This window comes from Streptomyces sp. NPDC058295 (assembly GCF_042880655.1).
Taxonomy (GTDB): domain Bacteria; phylum Actinomycetota; class Actinomycetes; order Streptomycetales; family Streptomycetaceae; genus Streptomyces; species Streptomyces coriariae.
Window position 1 is genome coordinate 17,189 of record NZ_JBHVYO010000053.1, and the last position, 18,160, is coordinate 35,348.

Annotated in this window: 15 protein-coding genes; 5 read left to right on the forward strand and 10 right to left on the reverse strand. The window is 71.2% G+C overall.

Going from position 1 to position 18,160, the window contains the following annotated elements; genetic code table 11:
- Window positions 1-18: 18 nt before the first annotated feature.
- The 4 genes from ACFVYS_RS36855 to ACFVYS_RS36870 form a co-directional block, all read right to left on the reverse strand.
- Window positions 19-1,773: an NAD+ synthase gene (locus ACFVYS_RS36855; RefSeq protein WP_389509291.1), complete on the reverse strand. Its 1,755-nt coding sequence runs from the start codon at window positions 1,771-1,773 to the stop codon at window positions 19-21.
- 104 nt (window positions 1,774-1,877) lie between these two features.
- The gene (locus ACFVYS_RS36860) at window positions 1,878-3,818 is read right to left on the reverse strand and encodes a protease pro-enzyme activation domain-containing protein (protein ID WP_389509293.1); all 1,941 of its coding nucleotides are present in this window, start codon (window positions 3,816-3,818) and stop codon (window positions 1,878-1,880) included.
- A 251-nt stretch (window positions 3,819-4,069) separates the two neighbouring features.
- A complete protein-coding gene (locus ACFVYS_RS36865) occupies window positions 4,070-4,669 on the reverse strand; it encodes a DUF305 domain-containing protein (RefSeq protein ID WP_389509338.1) in 600 nt (199 codons plus the stop codon).
- 11 nt (window positions 4,670-4,680) lie between these two features.
- Window positions 4,681-5,349 (reverse strand): DUF3105 domain-containing protein, encoded by a 669-nt coding sequence (locus ACFVYS_RS36870; RefSeq protein ID WP_389509295.1) that lies wholly within the window; start codon window positions 5,347-5,349, stop codon window positions 4,681-4,683.
- 260 nt (window positions 5,350-5,609) lie between these two features.
- On the opposite strand from ACFVYS_RS36870, the gene ACFVYS_RS36875 reads away from it, so the two are divergent.
- The gene (locus ACFVYS_RS36875) at window positions 5,610-6,053 is read left to right on the forward strand and encodes an RrF2 family transcriptional regulator (protein ID WP_389509297.1); all 444 of its coding nucleotides are present in this window, start codon (window positions 5,610-5,612) and stop codon (window positions 6,051-6,053) included.
- A 379-nt stretch (window positions 6,054-6,432) separates the two neighbouring features.
- A complete protein-coding gene (locus ACFVYS_RS36880; RefSeq protein WP_020126760.1) occupies window positions 6,433-6,699 on the forward strand; it encodes a DUF6959 family protein in 267 nt (88 codons plus the stop codon).
- A 72-nt stretch (window positions 6,700-6,771) separates the two neighbouring features.
- Here the strand turns inward: ACFVYS_RS36880 and ACFVYS_RS36885 are convergent, their stop codons facing one another.
- Window positions 6,772-7,971, reverse strand: coding sequence for a globin domain-containing protein (locus tag ACFVYS_RS36885; RefSeq protein WP_389509299.1), 1,200 nt, complete (start codon window positions 7,969-7,971; stop codon window positions 6,772-6,774).
- Between the two features lie 332 nt (window positions 7,972-8,303).
- On the opposite strand from ACFVYS_RS36885, the gene ACFVYS_RS36890 reads away from it, so the two are divergent.
- Window positions 8,304-9,665: a glutamine synthetase family protein gene (locus ACFVYS_RS36890; RefSeq protein WP_020126756.1), complete on the forward strand. Its 1,362-nt coding sequence runs from the start codon at window positions 8,304-8,306 to the stop codon at window positions 9,663-9,665.
- A gap of 128 nt (window positions 9,666-9,793) precedes the next feature.
- Here the strand turns inward: ACFVYS_RS36890 and ACFVYS_RS36895 are convergent, their stop codons facing one another.
- On the reverse strand, window positions 9,794-10,201 hold the full coding sequence (locus tag ACFVYS_RS36895) for a hypothetical protein (protein ID WP_389509301.1): 408 nt from the start codon (window positions 10,199-10,201) through the stop codon (window positions 9,794-9,796).
- Between the two features lie 22 nt (window positions 10,202-10,223).
- Entirely contained in the window at window positions 10,224-10,658 is a 435-nt protein-coding gene (locus tag ACFVYS_RS36900) for a VOC family protein (RefSeq protein ID WP_389509303.1), read from the reverse strand.
- Window positions 10,659-10,831: 173 nt separating this feature from the next.
- Between ACFVYS_RS36900 and ACFVYS_RS36905 the strand changes: the two genes are divergently transcribed.
- Entirely contained in the window at window positions 10,832-13,828 is a 2,997-nt protein-coding gene (locus ACFVYS_RS36905) for a bifunctional [glutamine synthetase] adenylyltransferase/[glutamine synthetase]-adenylyl-L-tyrosine phosphorylase (RefSeq protein WP_389509305.1), read from the forward strand.
- Window positions 13,829-13,913: 85 nt separating this feature from the next.
- Here ACFVYS_RS36905 and ACFVYS_RS36910 read toward each other — a convergent pair whose 3' ends face one another.
- Window positions 13,914-14,840 carry a DMT family transporter gene (locus ACFVYS_RS36910; RefSeq protein WP_389509307.1) on the reverse strand — a complete coding sequence of 309 codons (927 nt, stop codon included), beginning with the start codon at window positions 14,838-14,840 and terminating at the stop codon, window positions 13,914-13,916.
- Between the two features lie 71 nt (window positions 14,841-14,911).
- Between ACFVYS_RS36910 and ACFVYS_RS36915 the strand changes: the two genes are divergently transcribed.
- Complete coding sequence (locus tag ACFVYS_RS36915; protein WP_389509309.1) at window positions 14,912-15,808, forward strand: LysR family transcriptional regulator; 897 nt, start codon at window positions 14,912-14,914, stop codon at window positions 15,806-15,808.
- A gap of 141 nt (window positions 15,809-15,949) precedes the next feature.
- Here ACFVYS_RS36915 and ACFVYS_RS36920 read toward each other — a convergent pair whose 3' ends face one another.
- Both ACFVYS_RS36920 and ACFVYS_RS36925 read right to left on the reverse strand, forming a co-directional pair.
- On the reverse strand, window positions 15,950-16,810 hold the full coding sequence (locus tag ACFVYS_RS36920) for a phosphatase PAP2 family protein (protein WP_389509311.1): 861 nt from the start codon (window positions 16,808-16,810) through the stop codon (window positions 15,950-15,952).
- Between the two features lie 131 nt (window positions 16,811-16,941).
- Complete coding sequence (locus ACFVYS_RS36925; protein ID WP_020126750.1) at window positions 16,942-17,976, reverse strand: LacI family DNA-binding transcriptional regulator; 1,035 nt, start codon at window positions 17,974-17,976, stop codon at window positions 16,942-16,944.
- Between the last annotated feature and the right edge of the window lie 184 nt (window positions 17,977-18,160).

Here is an 18,160-nt window from a genome sequence, read left to right on the forward strand (position 1 = left end):
CCGGGGAAGGGGCAGCCGTCAGACCGACTCGCGCCAGCCGTTCGTGATCGGCAGGCGGCGGTCCTTGCCGAAGCCCTTCGCCGAGATCTTCGTGCCCGGCGGGTACTGGCGCCGCTTGTACTCGGCGGTGTCCACCATGCGCAGGGTCTTGACGACCAACTCACGGTCATAGCCCGCCGCGACGATCGCGTCCGCGCCCTGGTCCCGGTCGACGTACATCTCGAGGATCGCGTCCAGGACGGGGTAGTCCGGGAGCGAGTCGGTGTCGACCTGGCCGGGGCGCAGCTCCGCACTCGGCGGCTTGGTGATCGAGTTCTCGGGGATCGGCGGGGTCTGGCCCCGCTCCGCCGCGGCGCGGTTGCGCCACTCCGCGAGCCGGAAGATCCACGTCTTGTAGACGTCCTTGATGGGGCCGTACGCGCCGACCGAGTCGCCGTACAGGGTCGAGTAGCCGACCGCCAGCTCCGACTTGTTGCCGGGGGCGAGGACGATGTGGCCCTCCTGGTTGGAGACCGCCATCAGGAGCGTGCCGCGCAGCCGCGACTGGAGGTTCTCCTCGGCGAGACCCGTCAGGCCGAGCGAGCCCATGTACGCGTCGAACATCGGCTCGATCGGAACCGTGCGGAAGTTCAGGCCGGTCCGGCGCGCCAGCTCCGCCGCGTCGCCCTTCGAGTGCTCGGAGGAGTACTTCGACGGCATCGACACGCCGTACACGTTCTGCGCGCCCAGCGCGTCGCACGCGATCGCCGCGACGAGCGCCGAGTCGATACCGCCCGACAGGCCGATGAGCACCGAGCGGAAGCCGTTCTTCGCCACGTACGCGCGCAGGCCCACGACCAGCGCCGAGTAGATCTCCTCGGCGTCGTCCAGCCGCTCCGCGTACCCGCCGCTCAGCTCGGGCTCGTACGCCGCGACGGGGTCCTGCGACACCACGACGCGGTCGATGCGCAGACCGTCGTCCACGACGCCCGTGGGCGCGTCGGCGGAGGCCGCGGGCAGGTGGAGGTCCAGGACCACGCACCCTTCGGAGAACTGCGGCGCCCGCGCCACGACCTCGCCGTCGCGGTCGACGACGATCGAGTCGCCGTCGAAGACCAGTTCGTCCTGGCCGCCGATCATCGCGAGGTAGGCGGTGGTGCAGCCGGCCTCCTGGGCCCGCTTGCGGACCAGCTCCAGACGGGTGTCGTCCTTGTCGCGCTCGTAGGGGGAGGCGTTGATGGACAGCAGCAGACCGGCCTCGGCGGAGCGCGCCGCGGGGACCCGGCCGCCGTCCTGCCAGAGGTCCTCGCAGATCGCGAGAGCCACGTCGACGCCACGCACCCGCAGCACCGGCAGGGTGTCGCCCGGCACGAAGTAGCGGAACTCGTCGAAGACGCCGTAGTTCGGGAGGTGGTGCTTGGCGAAGGTGAGGATCACCTCGCCACCGTGCAGCACCGCCGCCGCGTTGCGCGGGGAGCCGGGCGGCCGGCCGAACTTCGGCCGGTCGCTCTCGGACCGGTCGAGGAAGCCGACGACCACCGGCAGTTCGCCGAAGCCCTCGTCGGCGAGGCGGACGGCGAGTTCGCGCAGGGCCGTGCGGGAGGCCTCGACGAAGGAGGAGCGCAGGGCGAGGTCCTCGACGGGATACCCGGTGAGCGCCATCTCCGGGAACGCCACGAGATGCGCTCCCTGCTCGGCGGAGTGCCGGGTCCAGCGGAGGATCGTTTCGGTGTTGCCGACGAGGTCGCCGACGCGCGAGTCGATCTGGTTCAGAGCGAGACGAAGTTGAGGCACGCGCAACAGTGTAATCGTCAATGCGACGCGATGGGGGGCGCGGGGTGTCGGATACCCCACGCCCCCTCCGTGTCCGACGTGCGCACGGCACGCGGACGACCTGCTCAGCGCCGTCGGTACGACTCCACGTAACCGTTTGCGGGCGTACCCACGCCGGTGACGTCGTCGTAGCCCTTCACGGCGGACAGTGAGCTGTCCTTGCCGAGGCTGCGGACGGAGGTCAGCAGCCCGTCCGCCGCGTCGTAGCCGTTGGCGAAGTCGACGCGCGCGACCGCGAGCCCGGACCCGGTCGGGTTGTCCGTGACGTCGTGGTAGACCCGCGAGCCGTACTTGGCGTAGATCGTCGGGTTGGCGAAGCCGATCGCCCTGCCGCCGCGCGCCTCCTGGCCCAGCGCCTGCACGGCCGCGATGACCGGCGCGGCCAGCGAGGTGCCGCCGATGCGGTACTCGCTGTACTGCTCGGTCCCGTCCGGGAAGGTCTGGGTCTGGCCGACCCGGAAGCCGGTGTTCGGGTCGGCGATCGCCGAGATGTCCGGGACGACGCGGTTGCCGGCGGCGCTGTTGGCCGTGGCGAGCGTCTTCGGGACGACACCCTTCTGGTAGTACGGCTCGGCGACCGTCCTGCTCGTACCGCCGCCCGCGCCCGAGGTGTACGCGCCCGGGAAGTCCGTCCAGCTCTTGCCGTCGGCCGACAGCGAGGCCTTGTCGGTGCCCCAGCCGGTCTCCCACAGGTACTTGTCGTTCTTGCCGACCGCCAGCGAGGTACCGCCGACCGCCGTCACCCACGCGGAGTTGGCCGGGGTGTCGACCTGCTTCGTGCCGGTGTTGGCGACCTCGTCGCCGTTGTCGCCGGAAGAGAAGTAGAAACCGATTCCCTCGACCGCGCCGAACTGGAAGACCTGGTCGTAGGCGGCCGCGAGGTCCGGCGTCTGGTTGGCCTCGATGTCGCCCCACGAGTTGGAGACGATGTCGGCCAGGTGGTTGTCGACGATCTTGCTGAGCGAGTCGAGCAGATCGTCGTCGTAGCAGGACGCGGCGCCCACGTACGTGACGTTCGCGGCCGGTGCGACCGCGTGCACGGCCTCGACGTCGAGGGTCTCCTCGCCGTACCAGCCGGCCGCCCCGCACTCCTCGGTCCGGGTGTAGTCCGACGGCAGGACCTGGGTCAGCTGCCCGGTCTTCCAGCGCGCGTCGCCGTGCGCCTTCGCGTAGGTGGCCGCGTCGTAGGCGATCGTCGGCGAGGCGTACGCGTCGGTGATGGCGATGCGCACCCCCTTGCCGGTGTAGCCGCCCGCGCCGTACGCGGCCCGCAGCTGCTTGCCGGTGTACCCCTGCACGGCGTACGGGATCTTCTTGCCGTACGCCGAGGGGAGGGTGCTCGCGGTGTTGGAGCCGTAGTACGAGGAGAACGGCCCGGAGTTCTTGAACACCGCGTCCGGTGGCGGGAGCTGGTCCTTGGACGCGGCCTTGTGCGGTGCGTTGTCCAGGCCGGTGACGGTCAGGACGGCGCCGTCCAGGCCCGCGGGCGCGGAGGCGGACTTCGAGGGCGCGCGATAGGTCTTCGTGCCCTTGGCGTAGTTGTGCAGCTGGGTGCCGAACGCCTTCTCGGCGGCGGCCACGTCACCGCTGACGGACACGTAGTGCGCGCTCGTGCCCGTCACCTTCAGACCGGCCGCCGTCAGCCACGACTTGACGGCCGCCACCTGGGCCTTCGTCGCGCCGAAGCGGGCCTGGGACTGCGCGGCGGAGAGGTACTTGCCGTAGGCGGGCGAGGCGGGGTCGGACACGGCCTTCGCGTACGCGGCGAGGCCGGCGGCGTCCCGTCCCGCGAGGTAGACGCGGGCGGAGACCTGGGCGGTGTCCGAGGTCGAGCCCTTGTCCGCCTTGGTCGTGGCCCACGCGGGCTTGGTCCCGGCCAGCGTGTCACGGGTCGGGCCGTCCGCGGCGTGCGCGGCGGGTATACCGAGCGCCAGCGCGCCGGCGATCATGGGCAGTGTCGCTGCCATGCTCGCTCCGGCGCGCAGCGCGGCGCGGTTGGATCTCATAGGACCCCCTGTATGTGGTTCGACGCGAGTGGATCACTCGGCGTGCTGGCCACTCTTGCGATGAACCGTTCATGCCAGGGGAATGCGAACACCAAGAAGCGCCCAAGTGACCGCTTGCTGGGCTGATTTGACGGAAACGTCCGTGAAATCGAGGGAAAACCCTATGGGTTGCGGGGCGTTGCGTCGGGGTGGCTTCGTTTCGCCTTGAGTTGGTCGGGATCGGGAGGGGTGGGCGGGGCCCGAGGAGTCCGCTAGGGCTTGGCTCCGCGCGCCTTCAGCAGGTCCGTCATCAGGTCGATCTCCGACTGCTGCGCCTCGACCATGCCCTGCGCGAGCCGCTTCTCCACCCCGACGGAGCACTTGGCGACACACCCCTCGGCCATGTGGATGCCGCCCTTGTGGTGGTCGGTCATGAGCTGGAGGTAGAGGATCTCGGCCTGCTTGCCGTTGAGCGTGCCGAGCTTCGCCAGCTCGGTGCCGGTGGCCATGCCGGGCATGAGCGCGCCGTCCTCGCCGTCGGCCATCGGGCCCATGCCCATCCAGGACATGGGCCCGTCGGACGACACCTTCGGCAGACCCCACAGGTCCAGCCACCCGAGCAGCATGCCGCGCTGGTTGGCCTGCGTCTGCGCGATGTCGTAGGCGAGCCGCCGGACGTCCTCGTCGGTCGTCCGGTCCCGCACGATGTACGACATCTCGACGGCCTGCTGGTGGTGCACCGCCATGTCCCGGGCGAACCCGGCGTCGGCGGAGTCGGCGGCGGGCGCTGCGGTGTCCGCCGCGCCGTCCTCGGCGACGGAGTAGGTGACGGCCCCGGCGGCGACGAGCACTCCGGCCACGGCCACCGCCACTCCCGCGTACCTCACTTCGCCAGACCACCCGTGCAGGCGGCGCCCGGCTCGGGCGTCTGCTCGCCCTGCACGAACTTCTCCAGGAACGTGTCCACGTTCGCGTCGCTCGCGCTCGTCACCGTGCGCTGGTGCCCCCACGCGGTGAGCATGATCGGGTCGGCCTGGGCGTCGTCCGGGCTCATGAGCGTGTAGGGCGTCTTCTTGACCTTGGCGGCGAGGGCGTCGACGTCGGCCTTGCTCGCCTTGCTGTTGTACGTCACCCAGACCGCACCGTGCTCGAGCGAGTGCACGGCGTTCATGTTGTCGAGGGCCTCGGTGTAGACGTCACCGTTGCAGTTCATCCAGACCTGGTTGTGGTCCCCGCCGACGGGGGGCTCGGTCGGGTACTTCACGGTCTTGGTGACGTGGGTACGCCCGAGCTTGCCCTTCCAGGTCTTCACCCCGTCCGCACCGGTGACGAAGTGACCCGAGGCCGCCTTGCCGTCGGCGGCGGTGTCCTTGTCGTCGCCGGACTGCGACTTCACGACGAACACACCACCGGCGACCAGCGCGACCACGGCGACGACACTGCCGCCGATCACGAGAAACCGGTTACGCCGCTCGCGGACCTGCTCGGCCCGCCGCATCTCCTCTATGCGCGCCTTGCGCGCCGCGCTGCCGGGCTTGTTGGCGGAACCCATGAGGCCTGTCCTTCTGGGGAAAAGGGGCGGGACGGTCGGGGTGTGCGAGTCCGCTGATCGTAATGGGGAGTGGGAGAAAGTCGTAGACGGGTCACAGCCAAGAGACGGGGACGGTCACGGTGGAGCCGGAAGGGGCGGGCAGGACCATGCGTGAGGGGAGGGGAGGGGAGAGGAGCGGAGCGGAGGGCAGCCGGGGGAGGGGGCTGCGGGCGAGGGCGAATAATTTGAACCGGAGATGCGCATTATCTACGCTTCCTCCCATGCGGCTGTTGCGATCCACCGACCTGGCACTGCGCGTCCTCATGCGACTCGCGGTGGCGGGCGACACCCCGGAGGCCACCCCCACGACCCGTGACGTGGCCGCCGCCATGGAGGTCCCCTACACCCACGCGGCCAAGGTGGTCGCCGAGCTCCAGCACATGGGCCTGCTGGAGGCCCGTCGGGGCAGGGGTGGCGGCCTGGCCCTCACCGAGCGGGGCCGCGCCGCCTCCGTCGGTACGGTGGTCCGCGCCTTCGAGGGGGACGGGGACGTCGTCGACTGCGAGGGCGCCACCCCCTGCCCGCTGGCCTCGGCCTGCCGGCTGCGCGGCGCCCTGCGCCGGGCTCAGGAGGCGTTCTTCGCGTCCCTGGACCCGATCACGGTCGCGGACATCGTGGCGGAACCGACGGGCCCGCTGCTGCTGGGGATCTCGCGGCTCGCCTGATTCCACGGGCGGCGCGCGGGCCGGCGACGAGGCCGGTCCCGCGTCCCACGTCGGCGTCCCGTGACGGCCGTACGGGCACGAGGACGAGGACGACGGGCATGGTCCCGCGGGCTCCGGTCGCGGCCGCAGGGTCCGGCTGTAAGGCGGGCCGCCGTCGGACGCCCGCCACCTCGCCGGCGGGGTGGTCTCGTACGAACCGGGGGCGAGGGCGGACGCCGAGGGCGAAGAGGCCCGGCCGTCGGCCCGCGACCGGAGGCGGATCCGTGTCCGCACCCACCCACGTCAGCCGCGGTCTACGGGTCCCGCCTTGCCCCATCCTTCACGCTTCCTCCTGGCAATGCGGTTGTCGCCACATCGCCGGGCCGGATTGGATGGCCCGATGGAACGCATCGAAGCAGAGCTGTTCACCGCCGGCGGCAACAACGCCGTAGTCCGCCTGCCGGGCCGACGCTTCCCCGGGGTTCTGGTGCAGGGCGACTCCCTGCACATCCTCCGCACCGACATGGCGGAGCTGGTGGAGGCGTGCGACCGCGGTGACCTGGGCGACGCCCGTGACGCCGCCGGGCTTCTCCTGGCCGGCCTCGACGCCCTGCTGGAGCGCTACGGCGCCGCGTTGGACGAGCACGAGATACCGCGGCCGTACTGAGCCGGGCCGCCCGCACCGTTCCCCTGGCCGTTCCCTGCCCGAGGGTGGGTCGAATGACCGGCGGGCCCTTTGTCAGGCCCGTGCCAGCCACAGGTCCGGGCCGAACACCTCGTAGTGCACGTCCGCCGGGGCGACCCCCTTCTCGATCAGCTGCGCCCGCACCGCCCGCATGAACGGCAGCGGACCGCACAGGTACGCGCGCGTGCCCGGCGCGACGGGGACGTCCGTGAGGTCGGCCAGACCCGTCCGGGCGTGGGACGGGGCCTCCCGCTCGTACCAGAGGTGCACGGACGCGTCCGGCAGCTTCGCCGCGTACGCCTGGTGGTCCGTGCGCAGGGCGTGGTCCGCGGGGGAGCGGTCGGCGTGGACGACCGTGACCGGTGCGTCGTGGCCGGTGGCGGCGAGGTGGGCCAGCATCGCCACGATCGGGGTGACGCCGATGCCGGCCGAGGCGAGGAGCAGGGGGGTGCCCACGGCGTCGGCGAGGACGAGATCGCCGTACGGCTCGGAGAGCTCCAGCACGCTGCCCTCACGCACGCACGCGTGGAGGTGGTTCGAGACCTCGCCCTCCGGTGTCGTCGCCCCGCCGGGCACCCGCTTGACGCTGATCCGGCGCACCTCGGCCCCCGGGGCGCCGGAGAGGCTGTACTGCCGTATCTGGCGGGCTCCGTCGGGCAGGTGCGTGCGGACGGACACGTACTGGCCCGCGCGGAAGTCCCGTACCGGTGCGCCGTCGACCGGGCGCAGACCGAAGGTGACGACGTCCTCGGTCTCCCGGACGCGTTCCACGACCTCCCACTCGCGCCACGCGTCGCCTCCGCTCTCCTCGTACAGGCGGCGCTCGATCGCGATCAGCGCGTTCGCCATCAGCCAGTAGACCTCGTCCCAGGCCGCGGCGACCTCGGGGGTGACCGCCTCGCCCAGGACGTCGGCGATGGCGGCGAAGAGGTGCTCGTGGACGACCGCGTACTGCTCGGGCGCGATGCCGAGAGAGGCGTGCTTGTGGGCGATCCGGGTGAGCATCGCGTCGGGGCGGTCCTGCGGGCGATCCTGCGCGGGCTGGACGAGCCGGGTGGCGAAGGCGGCTATGGATCCGGCCAGCGCCTGGCGCTGGGTGCCCGCCGCCTGGTTGCCGCGGTTGAACAGGTCTCGGAGGAGGTCCGGATGTGCCGCGAAGAGGCCGGCGTAGAAGCGCTCGGTGATCTCACCGATGGCCGCGCCCACGGCGGGGAGGGTGGCGCGGACGGTGGCAGCGGACTGTTCGGACAGCATCGGGGCTCCTCAAAGCTCTCTCGGTGTTCTGCTGTCCGGCACGCTAGTTAAACTTGCATCTGAGATGCAAATTAAATGGGTGTGGCGGGACGGAGGGGGTGGGGCATTACGGATGTCGGTGCGAGCAGGCAAGATGGGCAGCAGAGCAGTACGCCCGCCGGACGTGAGGCAGTACATCTGCCGAACGTGCGGCGTTCAGGCCCGGGTCGCCGAGGCGATCATGGTCGGCAACGCGCATGAAATGGTGTTGTGGTGTGATGCTCGGGTGCCCGACCGCCTCTCCGTGGGACGGGAAACAGGCGGCCTGACCAGCAAGGATGGGGAAGCGCAAGATGGACAAGCAGCAGGAGTTCGTGCTCCGGACGTTGGAGGAGCGCGACATCCGGTTCGTACGGCTGTGGTTCACGGACGTGCTGGGCTTCCTCAAGTCCGTCGCCGTGGCCCCGGCCGAGCTCGAACAGGCCTTCGACGAGGGCATCGGCTTCGACGGCTCCGCGATCGAGGGCTTCGCCCGGGTCTACGAGTCCGACATGATCGCCAAGCCGGATCCGTCCACCTTCCAGGTGTTGCCCTGGCGTGCGGAGGCCCCCGGTACCGCCCGGATGTTCTGCGACATCCTCATGCCGGACGGCTCGCCGTCCTTCGCGGACCCGAGGTACGTGCTGAAGCGCGCCCTGGCGCGCGCCTCCGACCTGGGCTTCACCTTCTACACCCACCCGGAGATCGAGTTCTTCCTGCTGAAGAACAAGCCGACCGACGGCTCCCGTCCGACGCCCGCCGACAACTCCGGCTACTTCGACCACACCCCGCAGAACGTGGGTATGGACTTCCGCCGCCAGGCGATCACCATGCTGGAGTCGATGGGTATCTCGGTCGAGTTCTCCCACCACGAGGGCGCCCCCGGCCAGCAGGAGATCGACCTGCGCTACGCCGACGCGCTCTCCACGGCCGACAACATCATGACGTTCCGCCTGGTCATGAAGCAGGTCGCGCTGGAGCAGGGGGTCCAGGCGACCTTCATGCCGAAGCCGTTCTCCGAGCACCCCGGCAGCGGCATGCACACGCACCTCTCCCTCTTCGAGGGTGACCGCAACGCGTTCTACGAGTCGGGCGCGGAGTACCAGCTCTCCAAGGTCGGCCGGTCCTTCATCGCCGGTCTGCTGAAGCACGCCGCCGAGATCGCCGCCGTCACCAACCAGTGGGTCAACTCCTACAAGCGCATCTGGGGCGGCTCCGAGCGGACGGCCGGCGCGGGCGGCGAGGCGCCGTCGTACATCTGCTGGGGCCACAACAACCGCTCCGCGCTGGTCCGCGTGCCGATGTACAAGCCCGGCAAGACGGGCTCCGCGCGCATCGAGGTCCGCTCCCTCGACTCCGGCACCAACCCGTACCTGGCCTACGCCATGCTCCTCGCGGCCGGTCTCAAGGGCGTCGAGGAGGGCTACGAGCTTCCGCCGGGCGCCGAGGACGACGTCTGGGCCCTGTCCGACGCCGAGCGCCGCGCGATGGGCATCGAGCCCCTGCCGCAGAACCTGGGCGAGGCCCTGGGCCTGATGGAGCGCAGCGACCTCGTCGCCGAGACCCTCGGCGAGCACGTCTTCGACTTCTTCCTGCGCAACAAGAAGGCGGAGTGGGAGGAGTACCGCTCCGAGGTCACCGCCTTCGAACTGCGGAAGAACCTGCCGGTGCTTTAGGGGCAGTCGAAGCGGGTTTCCCGCTGTGACGACGCGTGGGGCCGACGGTCATCAACCGACCGTCGGCCCCACGGCGTCTCATCGCCCCTGGGAATCCGTGCCGCCGACCTGCCCGCCCCGCCGGGGGCTCAGCGGGCTCGACGTGCCTGGTGGGCGCCGTACGCTTCGATGAAGGCCTGGATCGACGGCAGGTCGTTCGCGAAGGACGTGGAGCGCCACTTCGACTTTCCGCCGTCGCGATGGGTCAGGTCGATCCATACGGCGATGCTCACCGAGGAACTGTCGGAGAAGCTCTGTCCGTTCACCCGGAGTGCGATCCCGGCCAGAGCGTGGAAGTCGACGATCGTCAGCGGCTTGCCTTCGTTCGCGTACTCGACGGCGCCGTCAGGGGTGATGACCAGCAGCGGGTCCGGGTCGTGCGAGGTCCCGCGCAGGAACCCGGAGAGTTTTCCCCGCCTCTTGGTGAAGACGCGCCAGTCCGCCGGAACCGGACCCTGACGCGCCTGCCAAAGGATCGTTCGTGGATCGGGCGGCATGAGCCCGCACCCCGCCGGAGCCCTACGAGGCCGTCAGTTTCGCCAGGACCTGGTGGAGCGGTTCCGTCTCACGCCTGCGGTACTCCTGGATCGCCCAGCCGTTGCCGTCCGGGTCCTTGAAGTACATGAAGGTCGCTCCGTCCTGCGGTGCGAACTGCTGGGGTTCGCTGACGTCCAGGCCGCGGGCGGTCAGTTCCTCGTACGCCGCCTTCGCGTCCGTCACGCAGAGCTGCATGCCGTGGTAGGTGCCCGGCTGCGGGGTTCCCGTCGGGACCTGGAGGCCGTCGACCAGGGCGATCGAACAGCCGGAGCCGGGTGGGGTGAGCTGGACGATGCGTACGCCCTCCATGACCTCGCCGTCGAGGTCGACGTGGAAGCCGACCTTGTCGCGGTAGAACTCCTTGGCCCGGTCCACGTCGGACACCGGCAGCAGGATCACTTCTAGGGTCATGTCCATGGCTTGACTCCCTTGTCGCGGCCGTCGCACTGGCGGTACAGAACCGAGGTCCTGCGGCACCGAAGTCCCGCAGAACCCGAAGTACCACAGAACCGGAAACCGCGCCGGGGCGCCACCGAAAGGGCCGGGTTACGCTCAGGTGCGTACGACCTTGATCCGAGGGAGGGCCGGGGATGATGGCGCCGGGGCGCAGGAGCAGCACCTTCACACGGCTGCTGCGGCACGGCTTCACCGACCCGTCCGCCGCCGAGCGGCTCCTGGACGGACCCGAGCTGTCGCCGGTGCGCGACGATCCCGTTCTGCTGGAGGCCCTCGGCGCCACCGCCGATCCTGATCTCGCCCTGCACGGCCTCGTCCGGCTGCTGGAGGCCCAGCCCGGTCCCACCGCCCGCCGCGAGCTGCTCGACACGCTGATAGCGGCCAAGCCGCTGCGCGACCGGCTGCTCGGCGTGCTGGGGGCGTCCGCCGCCCTCGCCGACCACCTCGCCCGGCATCCGCGGGACTGGGAGGAGCTGGTCACGTACGAGCCGCGGGACCTGCATCCCGGGGTGGAGGAGTTCGAGCGGGGCCTGGCCGAGGCCACGGATCCCGTGTCGCTGCGCGTCGCCTACCGGCGCTGCCTGCTCTCCATCGCGGCACGTGACGTCTGCGGGACGACCGATCTCGCCGAGACCGCCGCCGAGCTCGCCGATCTCGCCACCGCCACGCTGCGGGCCGCCCTGGAACTTGCCCGGGCCGCCGCGCCCGACGACGCCGCGATGTGCCGGCTCGCCGTCATCGCGATGGGCAAGTGTGGCGGGCACGAGCTGAACTACGTGTCCGACGTCGACGTGATCTTCGTGGGGGAGGCCGTCGAAGGGGCCGACGAGGGCAAAGCGCTGCGGGCCGCCGCCAAACTGGCCGCGCACCTGATGCGGATCTGTTCCGAGACCACCGTCGAGGGGTCCATCTGGCCCGTCGACGCCAATCTGCGGCCCGAGGGGCGCAACGGGCCGCTGGTGCGGACGCTGTCCAGCCATCTCGCCTACTACCAGCGGTGGGCCAAGACCTGGGAGTTCCAGGCCCTGTTGAAGGCGCGGCCGGTGGCCGGCGACCTGGCACTGGGGGCCGAGTACGTCGCCGCCGTGGGGCCCCTGGTGTGGCAGGCCGCCGAGCGGGAGAACTTCGTCGTCGACGTGCAGAAGATGCGGCGGCGGGTCGTCGAGAACATCCCGGTCGCCGAGGTCGAGCGTGAACTGAAGCTGGGGCCCGGAGGGTTGCGGGACGTCGAGTTCGCCGTACAGCTGTTGCAGCTGGTGCACGGGCGGGCCGACGCGTCGTTGCGGAGCGGCACCACACTCGACGCCCTCCAGGCACTCGCCGCGGGGGGTTACGTCGGGCGCGCCGACGCCGAGCAACTGGACCTCGCGTACCGCTTCCTGCGCTCCATGGAGCATCGGATCCAGCTCTACCGGCTGCGGCGGACCCATCTGGTCCCCGAGGCCGAGACCGACCTGCGGCGGCTGGGCCGCTCACTCGGACTGCGCACCGACCCGGTCGCCGAGCTCGGCCAGGAGTGGAAGCGGCACGCCGCCGTGGTGCGCCGGCTGCACGAGAAGCTGTTCTACCGGCCGCTGCTCGACGCCGTCGCCCAACTCGCGTCCGGTGAGACCCGGTTGAGCCCGAAAGCGGCCCGGGAGCGGCTGGTCGCGCTCGGGTACGCCGACCCCGCGTCCGCGCTGCGCCACCTGGAGGCGCTGGCCTCCGGCGTCACGCGCAAGGCGGCCATCCAACGCACCCTGCTGCCGGTTCTGCTCGGCTGGTTCGCCGACTCCGCCGACCCGGACGCGGGCCTGCTCAACTTCCGCAAGGTGTCGGACGCGCTCGGCAAGACGCCCTGGTATCTGCGGTTGCTGCGGGACGAGGGCGCCGCCGCGGAGAACCTCGCCCGGGTGCTGTCCGCCGGGCGGCTCGCCCCCGATCTGCTGATGCGGGCGCCGGAGGCGGTGGCGCTGCTCGGCGACGGGGACGGCGGCGGGCTCGCGCCGCGCGGACGGGCGCAGTTGGAGCAGGAGATACTCGCCGCGGTGCGACGGGCCGACGGCGTGGTGCAGGCGGTCACCGCGGCGCGTGGGGTCCGTCGGCGTGAGCTGTTCCGCACGTCCGCCGCCGACATCGTCGCCTCCTACGGCACGGAGGCGCAGCCGGTCGAGGCGGATCAGGGCGCCCTCGTGGACCTGGTGGGCGGGGCCGTGTCGGACATCACGGCCGCGACGCTGGCCGGCACCCTGCGCGCGGTCGTGCGGGACGGCTGGGGCGACACGCTCCCGACGTCCTTCACCGTCATCGGCATGGGCCGCTTCGGCGGTCATGAACTGGGCTACGGCTCCGACGCCGACGTCCTGTTCGTGCACGAGCCCCGGGACGGCGTCGACGAGCGCGAGGCCGCGGAGGCCGCGAACAAGGTCGTCTCCGAGATGCGCCGGCTGCTCCAGATCTCCAGCGCCGACCCGCCGCTGCTCATCGACGCCGACCTGCGCCCGGAGGGCAAGTCGGGGCCGCTCGTGCGCACGTTGAAGTCGTACGGGGCCTACTACCGTCGCTGGTCGCTGGGTTGGGAGTCGCAGGCGCTGCTGCGGGCCGAAGTCGTCGCCGGTGACGAGGAGTTGGGGCGTCGGTTCATCGAGTTGATCGACCCGCTGCGGTATCCGGCGGACGGTCTCGGCGAGGAGGCCGTCCGGGAGATCCGGCGGCTCAAGGCCCGCATGGAGTCGGAGCGGATGCCCCGGGGTGCCGATCCGAAGCTGCACACCAAGCTCGGCCCCGGCGGTCTGTCCGACGTCGAGTGGACCGTGCAGCTGGCCCAGATGCGGCACGGTTCGACGCATCCGGGGCTGCGGACCACCCGCACCCGTGAGGCCCTCGCCGCCGCGCGCGACGCTGGCATCGTCCCGGCCGAGGACGCGGCGACGCTGGACGAGGCGTGGGTCCTGGCGACCCGGGTGCGCAACGCGGTGATGCTGGTGCGCGGGCGGGCCGGGGACACGTTCCCGTCCGACCCCCGGGAACTGGTCGCGGTGGGGCGGTACCTGGGGTACGGGCCCGGCCGGGTGGGCGACATGCTCGACGACTACCGGCGGACCGCGCGCCGGGCTCGGAGCGTGGTGGACGAGCTGTTCTACGGCGGTTAGGTGTATTGATCACGAGCGTTGTTGACGCGGGTCGGTGCTGAGCACGCTGCCAGTGCTGCAAATGCTGTGAGCGCCGTCCGGGGTGTCAGTGCTGAGCGGCGGGCCGTGCCGCAGCGTCGTGCCGCGCGTCCGCCGGCCCGCGCGTACGCGACGTCGTGTTCCGCCGGGTCAGCCCCACGCCCACCAGCACCACCGCCATGCCCGCGAGAACGCGTACGCCGATCTGCTCGTCCAGGACCGCCGCGCCCAGCGCGACCGACACGACCGGGAGCAGGTAGCCGACCGTCGCCGCCGTGGTGGGGCCCTCGTCCGCTATCAGGCGGTAGTTGAGGTAGAAGGTCACGCCCGTGCCGAGGACGCCCAGCGCGGCGACGGCGAGCAGGGCGGTGGCGTCGGGACGGAAGGGGCCGGCCGCGGGGAGGGCCAGGGTGCTCCAGGCCGTGGCGGCGAGGAGTTGGGCCGCCGACATGGCCATGGGCGTCTCCGACGCCGTCAGGTGCCGGGCCATGTAGGCGAAGGCCACCGCGTAGCTCGCCGCCGCGCCGAGCAGGTACAGGGCGGGCAGGCTGAGCAGGCCCTCGTGGTGCCAGGGGGCGAAGATCAGGACCGTACCGGCGAAGCCCAGGACGAGACCGGCCAGCCGTACTGGACGCAGCGCCCGGTCCGTGCCCAGGCCGATCCCGATGAGGAGCGACCAGAGAGGGGTCGTCGCGTTGAGGACGCCCGCGATGCCCGAGTCGAGGTGCTGCTCGCCCAGGGCGAAGAGGGCGAAGGGCAGCGCGTTGCAGAACAGGGCGGCCACGGCGAGATGGCCCCAGGTGGTCCGGGACCGGGGGAGGCGCTGGCCTGCCCGGCGGGCCAGGAACAGCAGGACGGCCGTGCCCAGGACGCACCGGGCGATGGTGATCTGGGCGGGGGTCAGACCGTGGGTCAGGGCCAGCTTGATCCAGAGGAAGCCGGAGCCCCAGAAGAGGGCGAGCGCGGCCATGCGGAGCGTGGAGGCGAGGGGCATGTCCCTACGGTCGTCTGATTGATCTGTGAGGACAAGTGAAATGTTCTGGATGGTTCGTTAAGCTGTGCTGCATGCTTGATGTGCGGCGGATGCAGGTGTTGCGGGCGGTCGTCGGAAACGGGTCCGTGACGGGGGCCGCGGCCGTGCTGGGGTACACGCCGTCCGCCGTCAGTCAGCAGATCGCCGCCCTGGAGAAAGAGGCGGGGGCCGCGTTGCTGGAGCGGGTCGGGCGGGGCGTACGGCCCACGGCTGCCGGACTGCTGCTCACCGAGCACGCGGAGGCCATCGGGCGGCAGGTCGCCGAGGCCGAGGCGGCGCTCGCCGACCTGCTCGCCGGGCGGACCGGACGGCTGGGGGTGCGGTACTTCGCCACCGCGGGGGCCGGGCTGGTGGCGCCGGCCGTGGCGCGGCTGCGGGAGGCGCATCCCGGCGTCCGGATCGAACTGAAGCTGACGGTCGATCCCGAGGATCCGGTGGCGGAGGTGCGGGAAGGGCGGGCCGATCTGGCGCTGCTGGTGACCAGGCAGGGGCGGCAGGACAGCGGCGTACGGCTGCTGCATCTGCTCGACGATCCCTATCTCGCCGTCCTGCCGCGCGGACACCGGCTCGCCGGGCGGCGCAGTGTGCGGCTGGCGGAGCTGGCCGACGAGGCGTTCGTGGGCAGCGAGTGGCCGGGGCCCTGTCTCGACGCCCAGCTGGACGCGTGTGCGGTGGTCGGGTTCCGGCCCCGGTTCATGGTGCAGAGCGAGGACTACGTGACCGCCCAGGGGTTCGTCGCCGCCGGGCTCGGCGTGAGTCTGGTGCCCCGGCTGGGGCTCGGCAGCCGGCATCCGGGGGTCGTCGTGCGGGAGGTGCGTGACCCGATGCCGGTGCGGGCCATCCAGGCGGTGGTCCGCGAGACGGCGCCGCCGCAGCCCGCGCTGGACGCGTTCATCGACGCCCTGAGGAGTGCCGCCAGCGCGCCGTGAGGTGTCCCGCACCGGACCGCCGCGGCTTGAGCCGCAAGCCGCAAGCCGCAAGCCGCAAGCCCCAAGCCGCGGCGCCGGGTGGCCGTACGTGTCGCCGAGCGTCAGGCCGTGCCGCCGAAGGGCAGGCCTTCGTGCCGAGGGTCAGGCCTTCGTGGGGAGCAGGGGCCTGCCCTGTCCCTTCGGCGGCACCCTTCTCGGCAGGGCGTACGGCAGGGTCCCGTACCAGACGCGGGCCACCGCGAAGCCGAAGGCCAGGCAGAGGGCACCGCCCACGGCGTCCAGCCAGAAGTGGTTGGCCGTCGCGACGATCACCACCAGGGTCGCCGTCGGGTACAGCAGGCCGAGGATGCGCACCCAGGGCAGCTTGGCCAGCGCGAACACGGTCAGACCGCACCACAGGGACCAGCCGATGTGCATGGACGGCATCGCCGCGTACTGGTTCGACATGTGCTTGAGGTCGCCGGAGGCCATCGAACCCCAGGTCTGGTGGACCATCACCGTGTCGACGAAGTCGGCGCCCGGCATCAGCCGCGGGGGCGCCAGTGGGTACAGGTAGTAGCCGACCAGGGCCACGGCCGTGGTGGCGAAGAGCACCAGGCGGGTCGCCGCGTAGCGTCCCGGGTGGCTGCGGTAGAGCCATACCAGGACGGTCAGCGTGACGATGAAGTGCAGGGTGGCGTAGTAGTAGTTCATGCTCACGATGAGCCAGGTCACCGAGTTCACCGCGTGGTTGAGCGACTCCTCGAAGGCCAGGCCGAGGTGGTGCTCCGTCCGCCAGATCCAGTCCGCGTTGCGCAGCGCCTCGGCCCGTTGCTCCGGGACCGCGTTGCGCACCAGCGAGTACGTCCAGTAGCTCACCGCGAGGAGCAGGATCTCGAACCAGAGGCGGGGGCGGCGGGGGCTGCGCGGCCGGTGCAGGCGGCGCTGCCGGGGCGCGGTCGTGACGGGGTCTGGAAGGGCCTGGTCACGGCCTTCCAATGGCGTCACAGTCGGTTCACCCATGGACACAAAGTCTGCCAGAAAAGACCTCTTCGCCCGATCATCCCTCGGTCGGGTTCGGCCCGCACTTTCTACGCCGGCCGGACCGCTGCGTCTACTCCCGGCGTACCGGGGGGAACCCGGACGTCTCCGCCCTACGGACGATTCCGGTCCCCGGGAGCCGAAGCGGTCGAACCGCGCACCACCAGCTCCGGCATGAACACGAACTCGCTGTGCGGCGCCGGTGTCCCGCCGATCTCCTCGAGGAGCGTACGGACGGCGGCCTGGCCCATCGCGGGGACCGGCTTGCGGACGGTCGTCAGGGGCGGGTCGGTGAAGGCGATCAGCGGGGAGTCGTCGAAGCCGACCACCGAGATGTCCTGGGGCACCGCGAGACCGCGCTGCCTGGCCGCCCGTATCGCGCCCAGCGCCATCATGTCGCTGGCGCAGACGATCGCCGTACAGCCCCGGTCGATCAGGGCCGTGGTCGCGGCCTGGCCGCCTTCGAGGGTGTAGAGGGAGTGCTGGACCAGGTCGGTCTCGATCGTCTCGGGGTTGAGGCCCAGCTGTTCCTGGACCGCCCTGACGAAGCCCTCGATCTTGCGCTGGACCGGCACGAAGCGCTTGGGGCCGAGCGCCAGTCCCACCCGGGTGTGACCGAGCGAGACGAGGTGGGTGACCGCCAGGGTCATCGCCGCCCGGTCGTCGGGGGAGATGAACGGTGCCTGGACCTTCGGGGAGAAGCCGTCCACCAGCACGAAGGGGACGCCCTGGGCCCGCAGCTGCTCGTAGCGCTGCATGTCGGCCGTGGTGTCCGCGTGCAGGCCCGAGACGTAGATGATGCCGGCGACCCCGCGGTCGACCAGCATCTCGGTCAGTTCGTCCTCGGTGGAGCCGCCCGGTGTCTGGGTGGCGAGGACCGGGGTGTAGCCCTGGCGGGTCAGCGCCTGGCCGATGACCTGGGCCAGGGCCGGGAATATCGGGTTCTCCAGCTCCGGCGTGATCAGGCCGACCAGACCCGCGCTGCGCTGGCGCAGGCGGACGGGGCGCTCGTAGCCCAGGACGTCCAGAGCGGCGAGCACGGACTGGCGGGTGGTGGCGGCGACACCGGGCTTGCCGTTGAGAACGCGGCTGACGGTCGCTTCGCTCACCCCCGCCTGCGCAGCGATGTCGGCAAGCCGTGTGGTCACAGGGGTGGACTGTACCCGTCGGGTGCTGACTTGCACACCAATCGGACGCCGTGGGCGACCGGTTGAACGGCCCGCGGGCTGCTGCGTCATCGCGCTCCCTCATGAAAGTGATGGCAAGAGCTTGCAGAGTCTTGCACAGCGGCTCCGTGCCCCGCTGCGAGGCCCCTCAACCGCGACAACAACG